Genomic DNA, 25145 nt, shown 5'->3' with positions numbered 1-25145 from the left:
CGCAATGCGAGCAAGTAGACGCATTGCCTGCAGGAGAGGTGGATGAGTGGTTGAAGTCGCACGCCTGGAAAGCGTGTATAGGTTCATAGCCTATCGGGGGTTCGAATCCCCCTCTCTCCGCCACGGATAGTAATTAAGTAAGATCAGGACGTCTCAGGAAGTCCCTCAAAAACCGCTTAGAGCCTTGATTCTAAGCGGTTTTTTCGTTTCTGGACGTTGCACAGCGTCCCAGGACATCAACCTCAAGTAGGCGCAAGTTTGGGGGCTTCTCGTACTCAGCCATTGCCGCTTGCCCCAAAAATTCAAAAAAACGACTATATTGATCTTTACAGCATGCCGCGCAGGAGGTTTGCCATGCCAAAGATCATTGCTCCGTTGACAGATTTACTCATCCGCAACGCCAAGCCACGCGAGCGGCCGTACAAAATGTTCGATGGTGACGGCATGTACCTCGTCGTCGCGCCAACCGGCTCCCGTATCTGGCGGTTCAAGTTCCGGCAGGCCAACGGCAAAGAGAATACGCTGACGTTCGGTCCTTACCCGGAAATCACCTTGCAGGACGCACGAGAAAAGCGCCTGGCGACACGCCGCCTGCTACTGCAAGGAATCGACCCCGCCCAGCATCGCGACGACGCCAAACGTCTGGCAAAGGATAAGGCGTCCAACACCTTCGAAAAAATCGCGCGCGAGTGGCACGGCAACAAAGTGCCGACGTGGAGCGAACGCACCGCCAAGAACACCATCCAGCGCCTGCAAGCGGACATCTTTCCAGCCATCGGCCGCATGCCGATCGATGAGATAAAGCACCGCGATCTGATTGCCGCGCTGCGCAAGATCGAGGAGCGTGGCGCAAGTGAAGTCGCCCATCGCCTGAGAGCGGTATGTGCGTCAATTTTCAGCTACGCGATTCAGTGCGGATTCACAGAGCGCAATCTGGTCACCGATATGAAGGATGTGTTGAAGACCGTCCGCGCCGGACACTTCGCCGCCATCAACACCGACGAACTACCGCAGTTCCTGGCCATTCTGGACCGCAACGAAGCACGCATGTTCGCGCAGACCCGCATTGCGCTGCGGCTGATGCTGCTGTGCTTTGTGCGCACCAGCGAGTTGATCGAGACGCCCTGGAGTGAAATTGACCTGGAGCGCGGCGAGTGGATCATTCCATGGCAACGCATGAAGCGCGGCAAGCTGACTGTCAATCCGGATATGACCAACCATCACGTCTGCCTGTCACGCCAGGCGCTGGAGCTGTTGCGCGAACTGCACGCGATCACGGGCCGCAGCAAGTACCTGTTCCCGAACCAGCGCGACCACGAAAAGCCGATCAGCAATAACACGATACTGGTGGCGCTTGGACGCATGGGATACAAGGGCAAGATGACCGGCCATGGCTTCCGGGCGCTGGCCATGAGCACCATCAAGGAGCGCCTGGGCTACCGGCATGAAGTCGTGGACCGCCAGCTGGCACATGCGCCGAAGGACAAGGTGGCCAGTGCCTATGACCGGGCGCAGTTCCTGGCAGAGCGGCGCAAGATGATGCAGGATTGGGCCGACTACATCGATGCCGTCAGCGGCAAGGGAGCGCCGCCGCTGACGCCCAGATTAACGCTGATCAGCGGCGAATTCAGCCGGGATGGCGGAACAGGAGGGCACCATGTCTAAGTATGTACTGCGCCTCACGGATGCGCTTATCAAGCAAGCTGCTCCGAAGGACAAATTATATAAACTTCCCGATGGGGCTGGTCTGTACATCGAAGTGCAGCCCAGCGGCAGCAAGATCTGGCGCATGAAGTATCTCCAGCAAGGCGGTGGAGAAAGCGTTCTGACTTTTGGCCGGTATCCCGAAGTGTCCATCGCCAAAGCCCGCGAACACAGGCTTGCAGCGCATCAGATGCTGGAGAGGAAGCAGGACCCGAGCACAGAATTCAATCGAGAAAAATTGCATCCACTGCCAAAGCCTATTCCACTCGACGAAATATTCGATGAGCCGGAGTGGGGCCATGTGCAGACCAGTGTTCTGCGGGCGACCCTGTTCGCTATCCGTCACCTCGAAACCGCCTTATTTCCTGCATTGGAGCGCATTTCCGTCAGTGAAGCACAGCACAGTATCCAGCAAGGAGCCATTCGGCAAATTGAACAGGACGGTTTGCAGGTCGTTTCCCGACACCTGGAGGGTGTTGCGACGGCGCTCGCTGCCAGCTATTTACGTAATGGTATGAGCATGGACCAATTGGTTAGCGCGATGAAAGAGTCAAGGAGGCGGGTACGTCGCCAGGGAGACAACATGCGGTAGCTACCGGAGCCTTTGTCCGGGCTGCAATTCTGCATGCAACCAAAAGCACCCTTGACGAAACGAACCGCTTGCAAATGTCGTGATCAGACCTAGAATGAAGCTCTCTTATGTGGGAATCGCTCCCACGAGGGCATGCATCGAGCATGTCCCTATGCTTAGCGGCATAGGCGTTGCGGTCGTCACCCGCCACCATGATACCTAGCAGTTTCTGCTAGAGATATATATCGCCGGGCCATGCAGAAGCATGCACATCTCGGCACGATAAAGCGCTGCCTTCAGCGTCTTCATATCCCACAATCCGCAAGACGGATTGCCTGGATGATTGCGTCCGATGGGCGCTCCTTCAAACAGGAGCAAGACTCCTGCCCTGATTGGTTCGCATACCCCGCGAGGTAGCGAACCCTATAAAGCACAGCATGGCTTTGCCGCAAGCCGCACCGTCAGCAGAAATGCCAGCGATGCGATGCCATCGCGGCCGCTGCCAGCGCATGTGCTTCAGAGCCGCCAGTATCGTCACCGCGAGTGCGATGCTGGCATGTATGCCGTCACATGCCATGGCTACGTGCGCGCGTCGTTACTGGCGGCGTGCTGCCAGTGACGACGCGCCGCTGACGGCATAGGCCAAGGCGGCAAGCACAGAGCGTCCGCGTGACGGTGCTCAGTGACGAGGCCAGATGCCTCTCCATCGCAGGCTAGCCTTGCGATTTCCTTTGCCCGCAACGGGCTGATTAGTTGAAGTTGATCCGTGCACGATGTGCACTCCATGGACCCTGGGTGATTGGTCCCTGCTGCGGCGGCTCCCTCCGGGAGCGTGCAGCGGTGCCACACGCGCATGCGGCGCGGGCAGGCAGCAACAGCAACCGCATACACGGGAGTGGTGTCCCGAGGCCCTTGATTCAACCTTTTCTGCCGAGGCAGCGAGGGTGGCCAGAAACACTTACCAGACAGAATTACACCACGCAGCATCGATGTAAAAACCAAGGATCGAAGGGATGACTTTGCCATGCGCGACTTGAACTACCAGCTCAAGCAACTGTGTCACCGTAACCGGGATGGCAGCTTTGCGACGCAGGCCGACCGCGAGCGCCTATTAAACCTGTGCGCCAACGACCTGGCGGAACGGGGCTTCCAGCATATGAGCGTGGACAGCCTGAAGCCGAAGCACGTGGCGGCGCTGCTCGACAAGTGGAAGCAGGATGGCGTCAGTACCGGAACGGTCAAGAATCGCATGAGCGCCCTGCGCTGGTGGGCCGAGAAGATCGGCAAGGAGAACATCATTGCGCGCACCAACGGCGAATACGGCATCGCGGAGCGGGTGTTTGTCACCAATGTCTCGAAGGCGAAGGTGCTGGACGCCGACACGCTGGCCCGCGTGAACGATCCGTATACGCGCATGTCCCTGCAGCTGCAGGCGGCGTTTGGTCTGCGGCGCGAGGAAAGCATCAAGATCAAGCCAGGATGGGCCGATGGCGGGAACATCCTGCGGCTGCAGGACAGCTGGACCAAGGGCGGCAAGTACAGGGAGGTGCCGATCACAACCATGCAGCAGCGCGCCGTGCTGGAAACGGCCAAGGCGCTGGCGGGAAGAGGCAGCTTGATTCCGGCGCAGTTGCGGTATCGGGACCAGTTGAACCGCTTTCGTGCGCAGTGCGACAAGGCTGGCATCCATGGCGTGCATGGGCTGCGCCATGAGTACGCGCAGCGGCGCTATGCGGAGCTGACTGGCCGACCCTGTCCAGCCAGTGACGGTCTGACTTCGAAGCAGCTGGATGCTTCGCAAAAACTCGCAGATCAAGCTGCGCGGCTGAAGATTTCGGCGGAGATGGGGCATGGCCGTGAACAGGTCACCTCCATCTATCTGGGCAGATAACCGACCACTTGTATCAGGAGCGCAGCGCATGGAATAGAAGAGATGAAGAAGGGGCAGCGCTGGCGCTGCCGGAATGATCGAGGAGAGTCGGCATGACTCTTCATTGTTTGCTGTTCATCAATCGAAGGAGAATCTTATGACCACGACTAAAAAATTCCTCCGCTTGCCTGCGGTCATCGAGGCCACCGGCTGGTCCCGCGCCACAATCTGGCGCAAGGTGAAGGCAGGCGTGTTGCCAGCGCCTATCCCCATCGGCCCCAAGTCCATCGCTTGGGACTCGGAGGAGATCGCCCAGTGGCAGCAGCGCTGTATAGACGCCAGTCGCGGGGGCAGCTGAGCGTGATAGTGAGCAACGGTTCGATCCGTAGTAACTCGTACCATCAATTCGATCAGAAAACAGCGAGCGCCCATCGCCCTCTCCGTTGGGACGCCGACCAAGGAAGCTCTCGAACTCCACTTGGGCGATTGGCTTCGCGCGGCACTAGGCATGAAATCGCCGCGATGCGCTTCGATGTCGATGCGTGGTGCGGTACGTTTGCCCTGCGGGTGGAATAGCGGATTCGTCTAAACCCTGTATCAGTGTTGGTTGATGAAGCTGGCCGTGCTGTCCTGTGTAGGTCATGCTCGGCAGCCATCACACTTCGGTGAAATCGGCCAACCCATTCCCCGTCACACTGTCCAGCTGTTGCCCGTTCAGTAGAGTCGATACAGATATAGCTCCCAGATAAAGGCGGCTCATAAATCGGCCATTACTCAGCTATGTCCCTATTCCGATCGGACTCCGTATCGGATATCAACTCGATAAACCGTGCCAGTTCAGGCAAAAGATTCTTGGCAGCTTCAATGTCATAATGCAGGAGCTGGCGGTCTAATTCAATGCCAGTCATTTTTCCGAAATGTTCCAAAAAAACTTTCCGCGTGATGTTACCAGCGCGCGAATTGAAAAAATCTGGGTCTAAGCCCGCGACGAGCCACGTCTCAATCTCCGGATCCGCAAAAACAATATGCACGCTATTTTCGCCATCCAGTCGATCATTCAGCTTGGAGAAATTGTCTTTAAGATCGGCATCAGCCAGAACAACCACCTTGTCATACGCTGCGCCGTACTGCGAATCGAGCATCATCCTAAGGTTTGAGACTATGGAACTGCCACCACCAACCGTAATGGAAAAAAAACTTTGAAGCTTCAATTTCTCGATGAGAAATTTTACGAACTTTCTGTCATTTTCACCTTCCACTACTATCGCAATATGTGAGCTAGGAATTTGCGTAGAATTTTCTTCTGTGCGATTAACGACGAACTCACTTTTTAAAGCCGCGCTCCATCTCGAGAGCATCGACCGCAAGTCCACAATACTATCAAATCCTGCAATCCAATTACTACGCGATTGCTTCGTAATCCAGTCCACAAGATCAAATATCAAACTATTCTCTACATAGGCGGTTTGGAATTCTTTATATTCTTGATTTCGTCGTCGCGTTTCTTTTTCATCTAACATTCGCTTCCTAGCGAAAGTCATGACCGGCATTTTATTCGTGAACGCAGTAATTAGCTCACACCAAGTGATGCTCAAATCGCGTGCGGGAATTGTTATTTCTTCTGAATTAGGTTCACCATTCTTGCCATAGTACTTAATTTTTAATTTTTGATCCACGATATGAGGTGCTCCCGCACCCCGATAGCTACCGCCATATCGCCTGTCCAGAATGCAAACAACGACATCGCATTTTTTTATGGCTTCCATACATTCGTCGTGTGAATGCCCAAAATGAACAGGAAAAGCTGCGTTTTCATGATATACAACTTCATGACCATCGTTCTCCAATTCGTGAATAACAAATGCCCGAATGTCGTACAGATCATATGCTGTTGACGAAAGAAATATACGCACAACCACTCCTAAAATTTTAATTATTATAGTGTTGAGGCCACAGATACGAATGTGTGGCTAGGGTGAGATTTTTGGCAATATTAACACACGAAATGCACATTGCTAGAGAACCTGGTATGGGTAAGCAGAGCTTTCGACTTCCTATCATCTTCTATGAATTCCAGTTGTGCGAATCTAACCCTACCATTTATGCTCTCGAAAACATGCTGTGGCACAGGCATAACGCCCAGGTCTATTGGGTCATTCGTTCTTACATTACCAAAAGGCCGTTTGTCTGAAATTAAGCTTTGAAAGCTGCCGAGTTCAAAGATGCACTCTGCAGCTCAAATATAAATTTTCCCACTTTCAAGAGCCTCGAACACGTGAGCTGCTGAGACAATTCGAAGAGCGCAGTTAAAGAAAGCAAGAGTTCCGCTACCAATGGAATCCCATGATCCCCTTTTAGTTTTCTTCAGAAAGAGTATTGTGGCATCGTGCAGCATGATGTCATAGTTCTATTTTCTAACTAAGCCACAGTAGAGTAGGGCTTCGTTCTGCCGTTCTTTGATCGATAATTACTGTGAAACTATTTACTTATTATCACTCGTAGGTCATTGCCTGAAATAGATTTTATGTAAGTATAGCTCGTACCTAGTACCGTCAATTGCTCAGATGTTATCGAATTTTCTGATATGGCTGGTTGCACTATGTAGAAGTTTAACTTCATTTCATGATCTCGGCATTTGTATCGAAGCAGATCAATATCGACAATGGCGCCCTTAAGTACCCGGTCAAATCCGGATGTTATCGATTTTTGATACCGCGCCATTAGTTGCGAAAGTAGTGCCTCACCGGAGTGCATCCATTTCACAGATCGAGAAGTTTGGCCGCTGACCTCGTAAGTGTCGTTTACACGTCCTCCAGGAGTTGTCACGCCACCTTTTGAAGAGCAATATTTGCAGTGATACAAGTCTATCCTAATAATTCCATCTTGCTCGCATATGCCGATAAGATCGGCAATTTCACCGGCACCATCATCGTTGAAAATTATGTCATATTTGTCAATAATTTTCTGATAGGTAAATCCCTGTACTGTGTCCAAGTCTCTTTCCTTGCCCATGGACTCGTGGTGAATTTTTGTACTTCCCCAATCCCATACAGAAATTAGTGATTTCGGAATTAAAATATTTATAGTGGAAGGTGAATAGTAACGATAATTTCCGTACACTACAGAGCCATCCTGTTTTAATAATCTGAGTGGGTTATTTTGAAGGTATTCGGATAAAAGTCTTTCACCATCTAGAGATATTTTTGTGTTGTCACAAACAAATCGATAATCGTCTTTCAGTAGATAAATTTTTACGATCCCGAGTACGGATTCCACACCGCTATCGTTGCAGGTGTACATGGAAATCTCTAGTTCTGAGTCAGATTTTCGTGTTGGTTGGGAAAGATTGACATCTAGCAGGTTGTAGGAGATTCCATTGATAATTAACCACGTCTTTATCTCGTTTTCAATTGAAATGCTCTCTGGCCAGTCCGCGTAAAATAATCCTGTTGGCCAGCTGTTATTTATCTGCTCTGATCGCATGACATTGTTGATGATGTTCTTTGTTTCGATTTTATCATCATTGAGTTTTTCTGCGACGTGCTTACACCAATTTACCCATCTGTCTATAGGTCCAGAGTCCATTTCCCAAATTTTCCCCTTGTGTGAACAACCGGCCGTGGCTTTTTCTCCATTAAAGAAGCCTGTAGCAAAAATATTCGATTTTATGGCTGTTCCATTTTCGAGTTCTCCAATTATGGAATTAATATCGCGTCCCACATGCATAGTGAAACGGATATCTTTCTGATTTCTGGAAAGGCCAACATTTTGTAGTTTGAGAAAATTTATATCATGCAAAGTCCGGAAAGTTTTCTCGCCTGAAATTATTGCAGAGTTTCTGGAAATGAGAGATCTGAATTTCTTCGATTGTTTATCATCTCCGGAACAATGAATAAACAGAGTATTTTTCTGCTTATTGTAGTGCGCTAAGTAAAGAAACCATTCAACATTTTCTATTTCTGAAGTCCGAGCCCACGATACTGAGACATTTGCTTTTGTAATCAAGATTACGAGATCTTTTGACTCATTTACGGAGGAGAAGATTAACTCTTCTTTGTGAGCTGTAAAACCCTCTACATTGATAGGAAGCCAGTCAGATTCGGACAACCGGTAAGCAATCGCGCTAATGTTGGGCTCTGGGTTGAGCGCTAGTATTTCTTTTCCACTTCCATCTTCAAATTGAGCAGCGAATTCATCTCGTTGCACTTCTCGTTGAATTTTAGTTTCGCTTACGTCCCGAATGATTGCGCTCCAGTCCGCACTCTCCTCATAAAGCGATGCCATCTGAGAGTCCATTCTTTGATTCGCGATGTTAGCCACAAATTTAGCAGTTCCGAGTTTGGTACTTACCCTTGTCATTCGACCTATGAATTGCAAGGTTACAGCAGGGCTCTGATGTTGATCGTGAATGGCAGCAATCTTTAATTCCGGAAGGTCAAAGCCTTCACCAAGCATATCGACGCAAACTATTATTCTGTATTTTTTTTCTTTTATTTTCAGTAAAACATTATCTTTATCAGGTGTTTTGCTATGAATCAGTACGCAAGGAATATCTGAATACTCATTGTATATTTCGAAAAGTTTAGTTGCTTTTGCTTGTGATCTTGCTCTAACCATCATTAGATGATCTTTGCCGCTATCCAAGTCATTTCTAAGGAGCTCCACTGCCTTGCTAGCAATGGCGTGATCTCCTAGAAGCGGATTGTATTCGCGGATTGGGTGAAATTCAATTTCTTGAAAATATCCGTCCAGCTGAGCTTGTTTTAGAGAATAATGATAAATTATTTTCCCGTCTAGACTCTTTTTGTCCTCGCGAAATGGGGTGGCGGTAAACTGAATAGATGGCTTATCCAGAAATAGTTTTCGAACACTTTTCCAAGTGGCTGCGGCTACGTGATGTGCCTCATCAATAATGAGGTGCGAGCATAAATTCGCTAGAGCTGATAGCTCGGAAGGTGAAAAATTTTGTAACGCCTGTGGAGTTGCGATTATTGCATTGCAACTCTTAAGTTCACTCACCTCAGCTTCGGAGAGGCGGGATTTTATCTTTCCGATAACTGGCGTCTTTGCGTCAGTGTGAATTGCGCCCATTGCTCTTAAATTTCGCAGCTCAACAATATTATTTGCGATTTGATCTCGTAGCGCATCGGATGGAACGATGATAAGCGTTCTTGAAAAAGTGCCAGCAAATATTAAAGCGAAGATTGTGTCAGTCTTGCCTGTGCCAGTCGGCATGACAATAGTAGCTGGAGTGGCAGCGGCAGAAACTAAATGCGCTAATGCGGTGTACAAGGCCCCTAATTGAGGCCTTCTTAATCCCTGCATGCCGTTGTTCTCATTCGGTTCAACGAATCGGAATGGGTTTTCTATCCAACTCCGATATACGTCATCACTCTCATATCTAATTGGATCGAATGGCATTCGCTAACCTCCCATAAATTTTCTAAGTTTTCGCTTCTTAATGATTGCTAGAGTGCCATATCGGTTGCTGAAATGCAAATTCCTTAGTTTCTATCACAATGATAGTTAGTTCTGCGACCTCTGGGCGCTCCCTTTAGGCTCCAGCGCGTCAAATCTGCGCAACTTTTGACCTTGATGTTGGCGAATGTGCCGGGAAATACTTCCAACCCAGAAGTGCTAATATAACCCTGCTTTCCATTGGGAAAGGCCCCTTGACGTATGTGTACCCATTGGAGGAGCTATGCCAAATTTGACCTTATCTGACGTTGTTGACGTATTTTCGAAGGCAGGAACACCGAAGGCGACCAAGGTCCGACAGGTCAAGAATCGTGCGGCATACCAACCCGCCACTGATTTTTATCGTGCTTTGCGCAGCTCAATTGTATCGATCCATGTAAACGGGAAGAATCGAGATGCTTTAGACAACATCGTTCCATCGCTTGCGGATGCAAAGAAGATCGGCAACTACCAAGAAATTGTTGATGGTTATAAGAAATTTTGGGGCAAGAAGGCCGTGGGTTGGTTTGACCCGCCACGTGGGAGCTACAGCCATGCAGGGGTTGATGTACTCGTAAACCCGGAGCTGGGATTGATCATCGACGGCAAGCGTATTGTCATCAAGCTGTACTTCAAGTCGGATGAGATCACCAAAGCGCGTATCGAACTGGTGCCTGTCCTAATGGAAGTTGTCTTGCGGGCGAGTTGCCAGGAAGGTGATCTTGTTGCGCTGCTTGATGTACGTAAATCCAAGCTTCACTTCCTCGGCGTGGCAACAGGCCCGGCCACCGCTATGCTCAACGCTGAGTTGGCATACGTCGCTGCCCTGTGGCCGAGCGTTTGACACGTCAGGGTTTGGCTGTAATGGACGCTACATGGCTATCACACTTCGGTGAAATCAGTCATCCCATTTCTCATCACACTATGCGGCTTGCGGATTTGCCAACAGCGTGCAAATCCGCGTAGAATGCGATGCATGCGGGTGTAGCTCATGGTAGAGCAGAAGCTTCCTAGGCGGCTGATGTATGCTGCTATGAGGGGTATGTTTGGGGTAATGCTAAAATCTTGAATTGCCAAAAATTTGTATGTATGCGACCTTCCAGCGAAAATTCGAATCCCCCTCTCTCCGCCATAGACACAAAAGCAAAAGGCCACCTTCGGGTGGCCTTTTTGTTTTTGTGCCCGGCGGAGAGAAGCAGGGCGCCTGCGCGCCCTGCGCGGGGGATTCGAAGGGTCGGGCCTATCGGCCCGACCCTCTCCGAATCAACCAACTGCTGCCGCTGCGCGGCAGCCTCACGCGCCTGTGGCGCGCGTTCGTGGTTCTAATCAGGTTTCGACTGAGCGGGCTTCTACAGCGTCCAATGCATAAGTCCGTATCCAATGGCGGATCTGACCCTGCACCCGCGACCCTGCACCCGAAAGCCATTTTAATCAAGCGTTCCCAAAAACCTTTTGTAGGGCACTCTTCGGCAAATTCTTTAGCCACTCCCAGAATGTCCCATCTGAACGAACAACCGACGCGACGGCTGCAGTGGATGAAAGGGGGGGCTCCGCTGCGGAGGCAGGCTCTACTTCAGCGTCCGGGGCTGAAGTGTCAGGAGGGACTGCATGAGGCGGAATTCTGGAAAGTCCCACGCGCTGTATGTACGCGGCAAATCGTTGTTGGAGCTTAGTACTAAACGGCGGTACTAAGCGACCAATTCGTGATGCTTTCCATTCCCCCCACGTTGCTGTTCTAAAGTCGTTAAACTGGAAGCAAACAGTTATTCCGTTGTACATAGCAAAGATTGTGGTTGTGGTTTCCTTATCAAGGAAGTTTCCCATCTGGGCATTGTAGAGTTTATGGAAGCCATTATCGGTAACCTTGTTACCTTTGATTAGATATATTGTAATGTCGTTTTCGCCTACGCCATCTCTTGCGACACAGTCACATTCAGGGCGGATATTTACATAGTACTTACCTTGCTTATAGAACACATCTCCGATGGAGACTGAAGGCTGTAGGCGGTCAGTACGAATGAAGCGTTCGCCTTCCAGCACTTTCCTCACCTCTTCAGGCTTGACCTGTTCGCTTACCGCATCTATGTGACGTTGGTCAGCCATAATAGCGGCATCAAAAGGCACTGGGCGTAAGCGGGAGACGATGTTCCTGCCAATCATAGAGGTTAGCTCTGCAGCCTCGGAGACGTTATCGTCTCCGTAATTTTGCCAAAGGACGACAGGCCAAAGATGGCTGAATCCATAAAAATCAACAAAGAACGAATTTCGGGTTTCTGCATATGCAGCTTCCCATCTCTTAAGGACATAGGCGCTGGGGTGGCCTTTAATCCATTCGCTTAAAATAAAATAGATGCCCTTGTCGATAACCTCTCGCTTAGGGAAAACAAAAATGTGATCGCTAGGACTGTCATTGAAAAGATCATCTTCTTTTAATCGCGCCCTGACTTCTTCTGGATTTTCATTTGTGAAAATGAAAACTGGAGCGAATTTTCGCGCCCGAATTTTTTTTAGAAAATCTAAGTTTAGCTTAATATGCTCTTTTGAAATTCTATCACCATATTTAATGAGAGGTAGTTCGTCACTATCATTTGCATTATGAAGATTCCAATCCAAAACGAAGAATGAAGCCTCAGAAAGATTTTCAAGTTGAATGTCCGAGGGTAAGGCTGGAAGCCGAATTACATGCGAGTTTTCAGATTCTATTTGCTCGGCGAGTAAAAATATTTCTGTACCTTCGGTCTTGACTTCATCATCGATAAGCACGGCGATACCGCGAAACAAAGAACTCAAATCACTCATGATTTTTCTCGCACAAAACTGATAACAAAATTTGCCCCAGAGAGTATTTTCTGATTTTTTAAATCTGCCAATTCAATGGAGTAGTCATGTCTCTCCAATAGTTGTTTTGCAATATACAATCCAAGTCCACGACCTTCTTCACCTTTTCCGGAATAGAATGGTTCAAAAATATAGGGCGCATCATCTTTTCGAATTCCAGGTCCATTATCAGAGAAAATTAATATTGACTCCCGTCCATCTAACTGAACTTTTATCCGCTTTGTTTCAATATCCGATGCATCCAACCAAAACACAGCGTTGTCGAATAGATTTAATAAAAGCTGAAGTAAGACAGCGTCGGTAGTTTTTGCTACAAGTGGCCCACCTATCACCTCGACTTCATATTCGATATTTGCTTTAGATATCGTCTGCTCATATATTTTTGCTACCTTTTCCAAAATGTCGGAGACACGTATTTCACGGCGTCTCTGTTTGGCCGAACGAAATAGCAATTGGATGTCACGCAATTGTGAGTCGATAAAACCCAGCATACCTCGGACAGATGCCAAGTCCTCCATCATTTTCTCAAAGTTGACTTTAGCTTTACCGTTGCCGACCCTAATAATAGAATCCATCTTTTGTAATGCTTTGTTCATGATAGATGTGATGTCATGTGATGCCGTCTCAACAGACAAGCCTACACCGGCAAGATCTTCAGTCGTTTCAGCTCTCTGAACGAGAAACTGTCTTTCCGCTTTATAGTTTTTCTCCGCCTTTTCAAGAAGAGCTACTGCTTTCTTATTGTCTTTTATCGATTCCTTGATTACCTCGAAATCAGTCTTGACTTGTTCTTCTTTAAATATATTAATCGCATTTTTTTCGACGATTCCAGCGCGATATTGTGCATATGGTTTCGATCGAACAAAAGCTAAAAAAGTTTGCAATAGGCAAATAAAATCATCGGTAGGATTGCCTGTTTCTATTAATCCTTCGCGGTTGGTTTTGTCCTTTAAGCCCGGATTGCCTTTCTCAGAAATATTGACATATCCGACAACCTGATCATTGCTCAGAAATTGCCCTGCGCTGATAGTGCCACGATAGGCGTCAATACGTAGCCAATCGTCATCTGGCTCACCATAAGGATAAACACGAATACCATCCCGATAAAGATATATCCTGTGATCCTTAATAAGGTTTTTATCATCCTTATCAAGAGAGTATTTCGCTTCAGCTGACGCGCTGAAATCAAATACATAGAATCCAAAATTGAAGGAGCCGCATTCGGTAGAGCGGCGTTTCAATTCCTCACCTGCAGTGCCGAAGTGGTCTCGAAAAACCCGCAGCGCCGTTATGTCAGAGTCTGCCAGATGTAAAATTTGAGGAATTCCATTTAACTTAAAAGAGAAAAGTTTTTTTGGTTGGTTATACTGACCATCTTCAATTTGAAAAACTGAGCTTTCAGTTAGCAACGTATGCAGGCGCTCTACGTAATTTTCACTAAAGTCTTGATCATCGCCATTCACTTCAATGGAAACTTGGAATGATGTTTGAGGGTGAACAACAAGATTACCAGACGCACCATCAAATATTGACTGTAAGCGAGTCAGGTCCCTAAAGACATCCCTTACTTTATTAGGCGTCCACGTTCCCTTTATGCCAGAGATCTCTATTCTAGTTCCAGATGTTCCTTGTTCTATTAATGCGCCAGATATTTTTCTTGTCTTTGGTATAATGACTGCTGCTGGCCTAGACTCTACCTCAATAGATAAATCATCGAGGTATATTTCCTTTTGTTTGTTATTTTCGCTAAGAAAATCATCATCGTATTGTGAGAAATCGAAATTTATTACATGTTCAATTTTACTGTCAATCGGACGAGTTGTTATTATAACTTTCTTCCCAAGTTTTAATACTGCAAAACGCCCAATTCCTTTCTCTCCCTGAATTTTTCGACCTTTTTCAGTAGTGTCTAAAGTCTTTTTGCTGATTTTTTTCGAAGGAGTAGCAGGGCTTAACCATTGGTTCTTGATCGTTTCCAATGTCATGCCACTACCATCGTCCTCAATTAAGATGACGGAATCGTCATCTACTTCCATATTTTTACCAAAATTTAAAAATGATATTTTTACCCAATTGGCGTCAGCATCGTAGGAATTTTTAGCTAGTTCAGCTAAAGCAATTCGTTCGTTTTTAATGAGTTGCTCGCCTAACATTGTCAAAAGGCGCGCATATGGCCGAATCTTAAAATCATTTTTCATATTATCGCTCCGCTATCAGAACAAATTCTTCACCGTAAACCTGAGATTCCTCATTGGATCTAGTGAATCGTCCTTTAGGCGTTCTATATGGCGTCAAAATTTTATTGGAAATTGTGCGTTTGGCTAATGATACATTTGAGAATCCTGCCTGTATCAATGATTCAGTTAGATGCTTCGCATTATCTATTAGCACTCCTTTATATTTTGTGTTTCCAATAACAAATAAGGCTAAGCCGTTAATTTTTAACATTTTTGAACACCGATCAGCAACTTGTTGCATATCTAGATAATATTTGGCTACAGATTTTGCTGCTCTTGGATCTTGTGAAAATAGACTAAATACAATTTCACTGCCACTATGGTTAAGTCTCTTTACTTCACGAGTGAAATTGAAATCATGTTGAGTTGTGCCAATGGAACCATTGCGTAAATCTTTATAGTTAGTGGCGAATCCTAGCCATAGCGATGAAAGCTGGTGAAGGTCAGCATATTCGTAGGAAGTAACGTAGGGCGGGCTAGTAATTATCATATCCACTACGCCAGTGCTTCCATGATCCACTGAAAGAAAATTTTCGTTAATAATTTCTGTATGATTTTTTCCAGTCGATGGGCTTTCGCGATAAGCTTTTAACATTAAATTAAATTGGCTGGAAAAACTGGGTATCACTCCGGAAATTATTTTATTGGGATCAATCTGTGGTTTAATTGACTTTGTTAGCCAGCGAGAACACGCTTTTAAAATATTTGAGAAAGCGCAGAGAAAGAAGTCCCTATAAATACTTCCTTCGGGAACTGCGTTATATATAGAATTACGTAATTTTGCCAAAGCACGCATTTGATTGTCTGGGTACCAATAATAAAGTCTGATTTTCGCATCAGAGGTCAGTCCAATCGCTCTGCTAGAAGATTTGAATGTATTTTGAATCTCTTCAAAGTATTTTTCTAAAATTTTAATTTCGTATTGATGGCTTTTTGCACGAGCAATTAATGTGGCCACTGGATTGATATCGCATCCCCAAAAAGCGAGTGCTTCCCGTTGCGCTTCAAACGCTACAGTGCCACATCCGCAGAATACATCGGCGATTCTGCGCACGACTATCTTCTTGGACTTGGCGTAATCAAGCGCCTTGTGGGTAATAAAAGCTGGGAATTTCGCCGGGTAGGAATGGATCCGGTGCATCTTGAGTTCCCGTTTTTCTCCCGTGTCCCAAAATGTGTTATGGGGTACATCGGCGATGCTGAGTTCTCTCGCTTTTTTGATCGAGGAAATTCCTGTGTATCCATCTGCCATAGTAAAACTCTTAATTTTTTTAGTTAATGAAATACTACACTGTGCCCACGCACTAAGTATAGTTTTTTGTTGACTTAGAGGTGTAAATAAGAATAAATAAAAAATCGGCAAAATTCACATTTTTATTACATTTGGTGAATATTGAGTGCCAATGGTGGTTTACGCTACCTAAGGTAGAAAATTTCGACGCGATAGTAGTGCGTGTACGTTATCTCAATTGGCACTATTTGCCTTCTAGGTCCGAAGGTATCGTATACGGCGTGCAATTTTACCGATGCATACTGCCTGCAAAAAATTGCGATTTGTGCGATGCTAAGGAGCCGACTGTACACCAAGGGGGATACGCATCCAACGGGTCATGTTTGCCATTTGGACACGGGCTGAGGCATTGCGCACGGTAGGAGCCAGCCCGGAGAACTAAGAAGGCACGCCCTCGGCGTCCGAAGCTGCCCGCGCAGCTGGCAGCAGTTGGTCGATTCGGAGAGGGCCACGTCGGCAGTTTTGTTCTTTCGAAGTCCCCAATTGGCTATGAATTCATACTGACAAGGGCTTAATAGGTTTCTACGGTGCCCAAAGCATCAGTTCGTGTCCGAATGGCAGACCTGCCCGTAGGCTGCAGGAGCCTTGGCAACTGCGGGTTTCGTTGCCGCGGCCTAAACCACAGCCGCCTTGCCCCGCACCCGTACCCTCCTACCCATCGCCTTTTTCGCAACCGACCTGCCTACCCGCTTAGGAATTGCAACGCTTTCCTCCGCCACCGTCTCCCCAGACCCAATAACCTCCGCCACCAGCCGCACCCCAAGCGCACCCAATACGCGAGTCATGGTCTCCATGCGCGGCTGACTATTCGGGCGAAGCGCCTTGTACAAACTCTCGCGCCCCAAACCCGCCGCCTTGGCGATCTCGGCCATGCCACGCGCACGCGCGATATCGCCAATGGCGGCGGCGAATATGGCGGCGTCGTTCGTTTCCAGTGCTTGCGTGATGTAGGCGGCAGCCGCTTCATCGCTGGTGATGTATTCCGCTGGGTCGAAGTCTTCCAGATCCAGCCCTTCAAGGTCGGACAGTTTGATGTTGTGCTCAGTCATGATGCACCTCCTGTATTGCTTCGGGTCGCTATTATTTTGTCGGTTTTGCGACGGTTTTCTCTGCGGCAGACTTCTTCAACTCCTTGGCCATCTGCCTGGCCTTGTTGATGTCGGTAGCCTGGGTGCTCTTGTTGCCTCCCACGAGCAACACGATCACGTACCCTTCAACTTCAATGAAATAGACACGCCAGCCTGGCCCTACATCAATGCGTAGTTCTCGGACGCCGCCACCAATTGCCTTCACGTCACCCAACCCGTTTTCCAGGCGAACGATGTGCTGAGCGATGATTGCCTTTGTCTTGTCGTCCTTGATATCGGACAACCAGTTGCCGAAGTGCTTGGTTTTTTTGACCGTCTTCATGAAAACATTGTATTCATTCGAATACAGATGTGCAATCAAATTTGAGTAACCCTTGTTCCCCCACAAACCTTGTCGCGTCTCAACCCCTCATAGTTTCCCCCATGTATCGTAAGACTCTCCCACCAAGCCAGGAGAGTCTCATGTCCTACACCTACACCAAAGTCGACGAACTGGAAAAAACCACCATGGTCGGTAACCATCAATGCGTTGCGCTGGTCCGCCACTACGCGGGTGCGCCTGCCACATTGGCCTGGAAGCAGGGGGAAGCCGTGCTGGGAAATCGTTTGCTGCGCAAGGGCACGGCCATTGCCACGTTTATCAACGGGAAGTATGCGAATCATCAACAAGGCAATCACGCGGCCTTGTATATGGGGCAGACGCTGGACGGCATCATTGTCATGGATCAGTGGACGGGCAAGCGCCTGGGCATCGTGACTTCGCGAACCTTGCGTTCCAAAGGTCAGTATAAGAATGGCTTGCATATCGATCCTAGCAACAATGCCGATGCTTTTTTCGTCATCGAATAGGGGCGTATCCGTGCAACCTAAACGTTTGTTGACCGGCGCCGCCTGCTGCATTTTCCCGGTGCTAGCGCAGGCAGCCATGACTGCCTCATATGCTTGCCCGGAGAGCGTGCCTGCGGCATCGATCAGCCTGACCGGCGTACCGGCCGGCTGGACGCCGTATATCGGCAGCCCGCTCTACCTGAGCGCCGCAGCGCCGATCGATGGCGCACCGGAGCGCAGGGGGCAGCTGGTACCCAGCGGGGAGCGCAAGAAGAAAGGGCAAACGACGCTCAGCTACCGTCTGGATGGTCGCTATCCAGATGGCAAGTGGCTGCAATGCAGCTACGGCGTGCATGGTGAAGTAACGCTGTCGAGGAGGATGGACGACAGTGTCAGCGTTTGCGAATTTACCTACAGGAAAGGCAGCAAGGCCGGACAGAGCGAGATCGATATCGATTGCCGTTAAGGCATTTTGGTATCGACGGTATTTTCGTCTGATGCCGCGCCGCCGCATACCGGTCGATCTTACTCAGCACAAAGCGTCTTATACATGCTGCTAACCCCACCTACAAACCTGCCGCCTGTCCGTAGCGCACACGCAAAAAAGCCCGCCAAAGCGGGCTTTCTCACTCTACAGCCAAACCAACAACTCAGAACTGATTCATCGTGTTGTCTTTACCAGCCGCCTTCAGCGCCGCTTCGCCGCTGAAGTAATCCTTGTGGTCGTCGCCGATGTCCGAGCCGGACATGTTTTGATGTTTCACGCAGGCGATGCCCTGGCGGATTTCCTTGCGCTGCACGCCGGCCACGTAGCCCAGCATGCCCTGGTCGCCGAAGTATTCCTTGGCCAGGTTGTCCGTCGACAAGGCTGCCGTGTGGTAGGTCGGCAGGGTGATCAGGTGGTGGAAGATGCCGGCTTCGCGGGCCGAGTCGGCCTGGAAGGTGCGGATCTTCTCGTCGGCGGCGATCGCCAGTTCCGTCTGGTCGTATTCCACGCTCATCAGCTGGGCGCGGTCGTAGGCGGACACGTCCTTGCCTGCCGCTTTCATGCCGTCGAAGATTTGCTGGCGGAAGTTCAGGGTCCAGTTGAACGATGGGCTGTTGTTGTACACCAGCTTGGCGTTTGGGATGACCTTGCGGATTTCGCTGACCATGCCGCCGATTTGCGCGATATGCGGTTTTTCCGTTTCGATCCACAGCAGGTCGGCGCCGTTTTGCAAGGAGGTGATGCAGTCGAGCACGCAACGCTCTTCGCCGGAACCGGCGCGGAACTGGAACAGGTTGCTCGGCAGGCGTTTCGGACGCAGCAGCTTGCCTTCGCGCTTGATGATGACGTCGCCATTGCCCAGCGCGTCGGCCGACACTTCTTCGCAGTCGAGGAAGGAATTGTATTGGTCGCCCAGGTCGCCTGGTTCATTGGTGACGGCGATCTGCTTGGTCAGGCCGGCGCCCAGCGAGTCCGTGCGGGCGACGATGATGCCGTCGTCCACGCCCAGTTCCAGGAAGGCGTAGCGGATGGCGCGGATCTTGGCCAGGAAATCTTCGTGCGGCACCGTGACTTTACCGTCCTGGTGGCCGCATTGTTTCTCGTCGGATACCTGGTTTTCGATCTGGATGCAGCAGGCGCCCGCTTCGATGAACTGCTTCGCCAGCAGGTAAGTCGCTTCCGCATTGCCGAAACCGGCGTCGATGTCGGCGATGATGGGCACGACGTGGGTCACGTGGCCGTCGATCTTGGCCTGGATGGCTTGCTTGGCATCGCCCTGGGCCGCGTCCAATTGGCGGAACAGGCCGCCCAGTTCGCGTGCATCGGCCTGGCGCAGGAAGGTGTACAGTTCCTTGATCAGGGCGGAGACGGCGGTTTTTTCATGCATCGACTGGTCCGGCAGCGGGCCGAACTCGGAGCGCAGGGCGGCGACCATCCAGCCGGACAGGTAGAGGTAGCGGCGGTCGGTGCTGTTGAAGTGTTTCTTGATCGAGATCATCTTCTGTTGACCGATGAAACCATGCCAGCAACCGAGCGACTGGGTGTACTTGGATGGGTCCGCATCGTAGGCGGCCATGTCGTTGCGCATGATCTTCGCCGTGTACTTGGCGATGTCCAGGCCAGTCTTGAACTTGTTCTGGGCGCGCATGCGGGCGGCGGACTCGGGATTGATGGCGTTCCAGGCGCTACCTTGTTGGTCTTTCAAACCAGCAACAGCCTTGATGTCGTCTTGATATTGGGACATGTGAATCTCCTAAAAAGAAAAGCTATGTTTGAGAAAATCGCCGAGTGCGCCACAACGTCTTGTCGAAGCAAACTGCATGACTAAATAGTAGGCCGATTCGCGCTGATCTTCAAGTCTTATATAAGACATATAACTTAAATTTAATCGTTCTTTTTCAACGACTTAATTATAATTTTTCAGGATGTGAAATGAATTTTCAAAAAGTGAGAGCATTAATGGATGAGTCTGCCGTTTGAAATCCCGCGATGTGAAACGCCTTTTCAGATTTTGGTGCAGCGCGACAAATCGGGGCGAAAGGAGCCACCCGAAGGTGGCGTAGCGGTACATTTGTTTTAATATCATGCTCCGCTTGTGAAAGGTAACGTCAGCGATGCAGATTAACGGTATGGATTTACCCGTCGAGTATATTGCTTTTACAGCAAGATATCGGGATGCGGCAGGATTCTGCAATGTGAGGCTGAAGGAGGAGCTCGATTCTTTCGGTCGCGTCCTGCAGACGGAATTGGCGCACACCTATACGGATGCCGTCGAATTGACTGCCCGGACAGCGCAGCTGGGGGCGTATTTCGTCGGCGATGGCTGCTATGGGGAGCCTGGAAGCGGCAGTGCTGGCCCGGGAGCCATGCCGGATATCGTTGATTTTACAGAAATCATTTGTTTCGGCATGGCCGGTGACGGGAGTCCATTCTGTCTCGATTTCAGGGGTGCCCGGGGCGCACCATCCGTCATCTTGTGGGACGATGATTACTGGCGGAAGATTTCAAACTCCTTTGAAGACTTTCTATCGCTATTTTCTTGATCGCTTACCGGGGCAACTGCTGCAGCGCACGAGGCAAGCCCGTGCGCTGCCCGAGGCTAGCTAGCGTCCCACCGTCTGCCGCTGGTCCTTGATGAACAGGGCCGTCAGCATGCCGACCACGCACACGCCGATCACGTAATAGGCGGGGCCCAGCACGTTGTTCTTCAGCATCAGGGTCACGACCACGGGCGTCAGGCCGCCGAAAATGGCGTACGACAAGTTGTAGGAAAACGACAGTCCCGAGAAGCGCACCTGGGCCGGAAACGCTTGCACCAGCACGTAGGGCACGGCGCCGACGACGCCGACGAACAGGCCCGTCATGGCGTACAGGGGCAGCAGCAGGTCGGGGCGGGTGCCGACGGTGGTGTAGAAGAGGTACGTGGAAATGGCCAGCAGCACGGAACCGACGAAGATCACGCGCTTGCCGCCCAGGCGGTCGGCCAGCATGCCGGCGATGATGCAGCCGAAGGCCAGGCACAGGGTGGCCACGGTATTGGCCACCAGCGTGGTGCGCGGCGCGATGTGGTGGATCTTTTGCAGCAGGGCAGGCGTCATCAGGATGACGACGACGATGCCGGCCGACAACATCCACGTCAGCAGCATCGAGACGACGACGGCGCCGCGGTGGCTGCGCAGCACGGATTTCAAGGGCATTTCCGTCGCCAGCGCCTTGCGCTGCTGCATTTCCGCAAACACGGGGGTTTCATGCAGCCAACGGCGCAGATACATGGCGCCGAAGCCGAAGATACCACCCAGCAAGAACGGATAGCGCCAGGCGCCATCGGTGATTTCCGCCGGCGTGTAGACGGTGTTCAAGCCCGTCGCCACGAGCGAACCCAACAAAATACCGACAGTCAGGCCGGCCGTCAGCACGCCGCAGGCAAAGCCCGTGAAACGGCTGGGCACGTGTTCGGACACGAACACCCAGGCGCCCGGCACTTCGCCGCCCACAGCCGCGCCCTGGAAGATGCGCATCAACAGCAGCAGCAGCGGGGCGGCCAGGCCGATGGTGGCATACGTGGGCAGCAGGCCGATCAGCAAGGTCGGCACGGCCATCATCAGGATGGACAGGGTGAACATGCGCTTGCGGCCGAGCAAGTCGCCGAAGTGGGCCATGACGATGCCGCCCAGCGGACGCACGACGTAGCCGGCGGCGAAGATGCCGAAGGTTTGCAGCAGGCGCAGCCATTCCGGCATTTCCGGCGGGAAGAACAACTGGCCGATGGCGTTGGCAAAGAAGACGAAGATGATGAAGTCGTAGAATTCCAGCGCGCCGCCCAGGGCGGCCAGCGATAGGGTCTTGTAGTCTTGCTGGGTGAGGGGACGGCTTGCGGCGGTGTCGGAGGTAGGCATGTGTCTCGTTCTTGTGTGTTATGGGAGATTGCCAGACCTAGCATACGCATTTCCGCCGCGTGAGTAAATGCGGGGGGAGGGGGGGAGCCGCCTCAGCTGTGCTTAATACAACGCCGCTATCATCGGCGTTGACTTCATTGCAAAGGACACAGTATGCACATCATGATCGTGGGCGCCAGCCGGGGCCTGGGACGCGCGCTGGTGGACGGTTTGCTCGCTGACGGGCATGCCGTCATCGGCGTATCGCGCCAGCAACCTGCCGACTTGCCCGCTGGCCAGGGCACGCAACTGCAATGGATCGCGGCGAACCTGGCCGAACCCGCCGAGGCCGTCGAACGCATCGCGCGTGCAGCGCCGGCCGCGCTGGACGCGGTGATCTACAACCTGGGCGTGTGGGAAGAAAAGGCCTTCAGCGACGACTACACTTTCCTCGGCGATGCGGACGACGCCATCGTCGACATGGTCAATACGAATATCACGGCGACGATCTTGCTGCTCAAGCGCCTGGTGCCACGCTTGCTGACCAGCAACAAGCCGCAGCTGATACTCACGGGGTCGACGTCCGGCCTGCGCCAGAGCGGCCGCCCGGAAGTGACGTTCAGCGCGTCGAAATTCGCGCTGAACGGCATCGCCGACGCCTTGCGCGAAGGTTTCCGCGAACAGGGGCTGGCCGTGACGGCGCTGCAGCTGGGCTACCTGAATACCTACGATGGCTTGTCCGTGCCGCTGGCGGACGCTAGCGCGCGCGGCGAAGGCGAGCTGATACCCGTGCATGACGTCGTTGCCGTCGTGCGCATGCTGCTGAACCTGTCGAACGCCTCGTTCGTGCGCGAACTGGTGATGCCCGCGCTGCGCGACGAGCGTTTCTGACTCTCAGGCATCCTTGCCGTAGACCTCGGACCAGCCGAGACGCTCTTCCAGCCACTCGTCCACTTCCGAGCTATCCATGTGCATCAGGGCGGCGCCCAGCCGCAGCTTGCCCTTGGCCAGGGCCAGCACGGCGAACACGGATTCCAGCATGACGGGGTCGAGCTGGCCCTGCAGGTCGCGCGCGGCGATAGTAGGCAATTGCGCCCAGGCATCGCGGTAGCTGTCGGCCAGCCAGTCCGGCAGAGGCGGATTGTGCAGGCGGTGGCGCTCGATTTCAATCAGGGCGATGAGCGCATAGAAATCTTCCTCGCGCGCTTGCGCGCCGCCCAGCATGGCGACGAGCTGGGGCACGGCCGCATACGAGGCGACGCCCACGTCGCCCTGGTGGTGCAGCTCTTCCCACAGCTCATGCCAGACGTCTTCGCCCGCCTGCATGGCCTTGAGCGCCTCGGCCACGTCGTAAGGTACGCGGTAGCCGCCTTCCAGGGTGGGCCAGAGGGGATCGTCGAGTGATAACAGCATGGTTTTCCTTGATGGGACAGCTCGGCTGAGCAAACGCGCACTATACAAGCACCCGGCGCACGCAGAGCGCGTAGCCGTCGAACTCGCGCAAAGTCTGATAGGCGACGCCCGTGTCAAAGTCCTTGCACCAGGCTTCGTCTTCGATGTCGCCCGGCTCGCTCGACCAGTGCCAGTTTGGCCGGAATGCCTCTTTCAATGTCGCATACAGCAAGGTCTGCTCGCGTCGATCCGGCAAGCTGTGGCCGAGGCTGGCGGCCCAGTCTGACGTGGCTTGCCACGAGTCGTACTCCGGCTCGAGCTTGTCCGGCTGCAATAGCAGATGGTAGTCGGGCACGCCATCCTTGCCGAGAATCAGGCCGGCATAGCGCTCGCCCTGCCGCAAGGGGACGGGTGCGGCGGCCGCTGGCGCCAATTCGACCCGGCGCACGGCGCAGGCGCGGCCGCTGTAGGTCTTGCGAAAGTTGTATTGGGTGCCGTTATCGAAATCGTGGCTCCAGGCCAGGCGGGGCAGGATGGCGTCCGCTTCCGACGACCAGTACCAGGCATCCGGGAAGGCGTCGCGCAAGTTGGCGTGCAGCAAGGCCAGTTCGCTGCGCGTGGGCAGGCAGGCGCCGCGCGCCGCGGCCCAGTCGAGCGCGGCTTGCCAGGGCAGGGCGCCGGCTTCGCCGGGCAGCAGGAACAGCTGGTAGCCGGGGGCGCCAGCGTGGCCAGGCAGGATGCCCGCGTAGCGCTCGCCGGCAATGGCGCCCAGCACGCCAGGGCAATGCTCGAACCAGCCATCGTCTTCTTCCTCGGCAATAAAGGCCGCGATCAGCGCTTGAGGCGCGGGCGGCGCGCCGGCCAGCAGGGAGTTGAAGCAGTTGATGGCCGAGGCGTGGGGCGTGCCGGCGCCATTGGCGATACCGACGAGAAATTCGCCCGCCCAGTCGGGCAAGGTGGCGATCAGGCGCGGCAGTTCGTGCAGCAGTGCCATGCAATACGCCGTCTCGCCGTAGCGCCAGGCGGCGCGGTTGGCTATCTGATAGGCGCCGTAATCGTGTTCGGCTTGCACGGATTGAAAGATGGCCAGTGCGTATTGCGCGCCTTCCTTGCCCGTCAGCGCATCGAGCATGGCGCAGTAGCGCTGGAAGCGCTGCTGGGCTTCATCGGGCGGCGTGGCGGTGTCGTCGTCCTGGATGATGTTGCCCAAAATTAAAAGTTCGGCTTTCCAGTGTTCGAATGAGGATGGCATGGAATGAATGAAATGATCGCGACGAGCTGCCATTATGACCTGTGCCGCCCGTGATTTTATTGATGGTGGCAGATTTCTTTTCGATCAAAATGCATCGTCCTTGTTTTCGTGTTTATCAATTCGGCTTCCTGTGGTGACTCATCGTTACAAATGAATTTTATTAGATGGTTGTGGTGCGATATTTTTCTCTGCTTGAAATGGATAATAAGAAGGCGGCGCTGGAATTAATATATTTTTATGCCGTTCAATTCAGCG

At 51.7% G+C, this 25145-nt stretch carries 20 protein-coding genes and 1 tRNA gene; 10 read left to right on the top strand and 11 right to left on the bottom strand.

Features of this window, described 5'->3' with window-relative positions:
• Positions 1 to 32: 32 nt before the first annotated feature.
• The 5 genes from VPH40_RS18415 (at position 33) to VPH40_RS18395 (ending at position 4503) form a co-directional block, all read left to right on the top strand.
• Positions 33 to 123: transfer RNA gene (locus tag VPH40_RS18415), tRNA-Ser, on the top strand.
• A 231-nt stretch (positions 124 to 354) separates the two neighbouring features.
• The gene (locus VPH40_RS18410; RefSeq protein ID WP_328574156.1) at positions 355 to 1665 is read left to right on the top strand and encodes a tyrosine-type recombinase/integrase; all 1311 of its coding nucleotides are present in this window, start codon (positions 355 to 357) and stop codon (positions 1663 to 1665) included.
• Positions 1658 to 2296, top strand: a complete 639-nt coding sequence (locus VPH40_RS18405) for a DUF4102 domain-containing protein (protein ID WP_328574155.1) — start codon at positions 1658 to 1660, stop codon at positions 2294 to 2296. The genes VPH40_RS18410 and VPH40_RS18405 overlap by 8 nt, the downstream gene beginning before the upstream one ends.
• Before the next feature lie 1003 nt (positions 2297 to 3299).
• Positions 3300 to 4166 carry a phage integrase N-terminal domain-containing protein gene (locus VPH40_RS18400; protein WP_328574154.1) on the top strand — a complete coding sequence of 289 codons (867 nt, stop codon included), beginning with the start codon at positions 3300 to 3302 and terminating at the stop codon, positions 4164 to 4166.
• A 136-nt stretch (positions 4167 to 4302) separates the two neighbouring features.
• Complete coding sequence (locus VPH40_RS18395; RefSeq protein ID WP_328574153.1) at positions 4303 to 4503, top strand: helix-turn-helix transcriptional regulator; 201 nt, start codon at positions 4303 to 4305, stop codon at positions 4501 to 4503.
• Positions 4504 to 4915: 412 nt separating this feature from the next.
• On the opposite strand, the gene VPH40_RS18390 is transcribed toward VPH40_RS18395, so the two are convergent.
• Complete coding sequence (locus tag VPH40_RS18390; protein ID WP_328574152.1) at positions 4916 to 6058, bottom strand: DUF4062 domain-containing protein; 1143 nt, start codon at positions 6056 to 6058, stop codon at positions 4916 to 4918.
• A gap of 565 nt (positions 6059 to 6623) precedes the next feature.
• Positions 6624 to 9566 carry a DEAD/DEAH box helicase gene (locus VPH40_RS18385; protein WP_328574151.1) on the bottom strand — a complete coding sequence of 981 codons (2943 nt, stop codon included), beginning with the start codon at positions 9564 to 9566 and terminating at the stop codon, positions 6624 to 6626.
• Positions 9567 to 9846: 280 nt separating this feature from the next.
• Between VPH40_RS18385 and VPH40_RS18380 the strand changes: the two genes are divergently transcribed.
• Positions 9847 to 10446 carry a hypothetical protein gene (locus VPH40_RS18380; RefSeq protein ID WP_328574150.1) on the top strand — a complete coding sequence of 200 codons (600 nt, stop codon included), beginning with the start codon at positions 9847 to 9849 and terminating at the stop codon, positions 10444 to 10446.
• 587 nt (positions 10447 to 11033) lie between these two features.
• On the opposite strand, the gene VPH40_RS18375 is transcribed toward VPH40_RS18380, so the two are convergent.
• From VPH40_RS18375 to VPH40_RS18355, 5 genes are all read right to left on the bottom strand, one after another.
• A complete protein-coding gene (locus tag VPH40_RS18375) occupies positions 11034 to 12401 on the bottom strand; it encodes a hypothetical protein (RefSeq protein ID WP_328574149.1) in 1368 nt (455 codons plus the stop codon).
• On the bottom strand, positions 12398 to 14638 hold the full coding sequence (locus VPH40_RS18370) for a sensor histidine kinase (RefSeq protein WP_328574148.1): 2241 nt from the start codon (positions 14636 to 14638) through the stop codon (positions 12398 to 12400). The genes VPH40_RS18375 and VPH40_RS18370 overlap by 4 nt, the downstream gene beginning before the upstream one ends.
• Position 14639: 1 nt before the next feature.
• Positions 14640 to 15929 carry a hypothetical protein gene (locus VPH40_RS18365; RefSeq protein ID WP_328574147.1) on the bottom strand — a complete coding sequence of 430 codons (1290 nt, stop codon included), beginning with the start codon at positions 15927 to 15929 and terminating at the stop codon, positions 14640 to 14642.
• A 653-nt stretch (positions 15930 to 16582) separates the two neighbouring features.
• Positions 16583 to 17017 (bottom strand): addiction module antidote protein, encoded by a 435-nt coding sequence (locus VPH40_RS18360; protein WP_328574146.1) that lies wholly within the window; start codon positions 17015 to 17017, stop codon positions 16583 to 16585.
• A gap of 31 nt (positions 17018 to 17048) precedes the next feature.
• Positions 17049 to 17378, bottom strand: a complete 330-nt coding sequence (locus tag VPH40_RS18355) for a type II toxin-antitoxin system RelE/ParE family toxin (protein WP_328574145.1) — start codon at positions 17376 to 17378, stop codon at positions 17049 to 17051.
• A gap of 140 nt (positions 17379 to 17518) precedes the next feature.
• On the opposite strand from VPH40_RS18355, the gene VPH40_RS18350 reads away from it, so the two are divergent.
• Together VPH40_RS18350 and VPH40_RS18345 are read left to right on the top strand one after the other, a co-directional pair.
• The gene (locus VPH40_RS18350; RefSeq protein ID WP_328574144.1) at positions 17519 to 17905 is read left to right on the top strand and encodes a BPSL0067 family protein; all 387 of its coding nucleotides are present in this window, start codon (positions 17519 to 17521) and stop codon (positions 17903 to 17905) included.
• 10 nt (positions 17906 to 17915) lie between these two features.
• Positions 17916 to 18350 carry an STY0301 family protein gene (locus VPH40_RS18345; protein ID WP_328574143.1) on the top strand — a complete coding sequence of 145 codons (435 nt, stop codon included), beginning with the start codon at positions 17916 to 17918 and terminating at the stop codon, positions 18348 to 18350.
• 184 nt (positions 18351 to 18534) lie between these two features.
• Here VPH40_RS18345 and VPH40_RS18340 read toward each other — a convergent pair whose 3' ends face one another.
• Positions 18535 to 20115 (bottom strand): isocitrate lyase, encoded by a 1581-nt coding sequence (locus VPH40_RS18340; RefSeq protein WP_034784508.1) that lies wholly within the window; start codon positions 20113 to 20115, stop codon positions 18535 to 18537.
• 385 nt (positions 20116 to 20500) lie between these two features.
• On the opposite strand from VPH40_RS18340, the gene VPH40_RS18335 reads away from it, so the two are divergent.
• Complete coding sequence (locus VPH40_RS18335) at positions 20501 to 20914, top strand: SMI1/KNR4 family protein (protein WP_328574142.1); 414 nt, start codon at positions 20501 to 20503, stop codon at positions 20912 to 20914.
• Between the two features lie 60 nt (positions 20915 to 20974).
• On the opposite strand, the gene VPH40_RS18330 is transcribed toward VPH40_RS18335, so the two are convergent.
• Positions 20975 to 22267, bottom strand: coding sequence for an MFS transporter (locus VPH40_RS18330; protein WP_328574141.1), 1293 nt, complete (start codon positions 22265 to 22267; stop codon positions 20975 to 20977).
• A 153-nt stretch (positions 22268 to 22420) separates the two neighbouring features.
• Here VPH40_RS18330 and VPH40_RS18325 point away from each other — a divergent pair, with 153 nt between their 5' ends.
• Positions 22421 to 23137, top strand: a complete 717-nt coding sequence (locus VPH40_RS18325) for an SDR family NAD(P)-dependent oxidoreductase (protein WP_328574140.1) — start codon at positions 22421 to 22423, stop codon at positions 23135 to 23137.
• 3 nt (positions 23138 to 23140) lie between these two features.
• Here the strand turns inward: VPH40_RS18325 and VPH40_RS18320 are convergent, their stop codons facing one another.
• Both VPH40_RS18320 and VPH40_RS18315 read right to left on the bottom strand, forming a co-directional pair.
• A complete protein-coding gene (locus tag VPH40_RS18320; RefSeq protein ID WP_328574139.1) occupies positions 23141 to 23659 on the bottom strand; it encodes a hypothetical protein in 519 nt (172 codons plus the stop codon).
• Between the two features lie 40 nt (positions 23660 to 23699).
• Positions 23700 to 24890 (bottom strand): hypothetical protein, encoded by a 1191-nt coding sequence (locus tag VPH40_RS18315; protein ID WP_328574138.1) that lies wholly within the window; start codon positions 24888 to 24890, stop codon positions 23700 to 23702.
• Between the last annotated feature and the right edge of the window lie 255 nt (positions 24891 to 25145).

This window comes from Janthinobacterium sp. P210005 (assembly GCF_036231865.1).
Classification (GTDB): Bacteria; Pseudomonadota; Gammaproteobacteria; order Burkholderiales; family Burkholderiaceae_D; genus Janthinobacterium; species Janthinobacterium kumbetense.
This window is presented reverse-complemented; position numbering and strand designations above follow the sequence as displayed.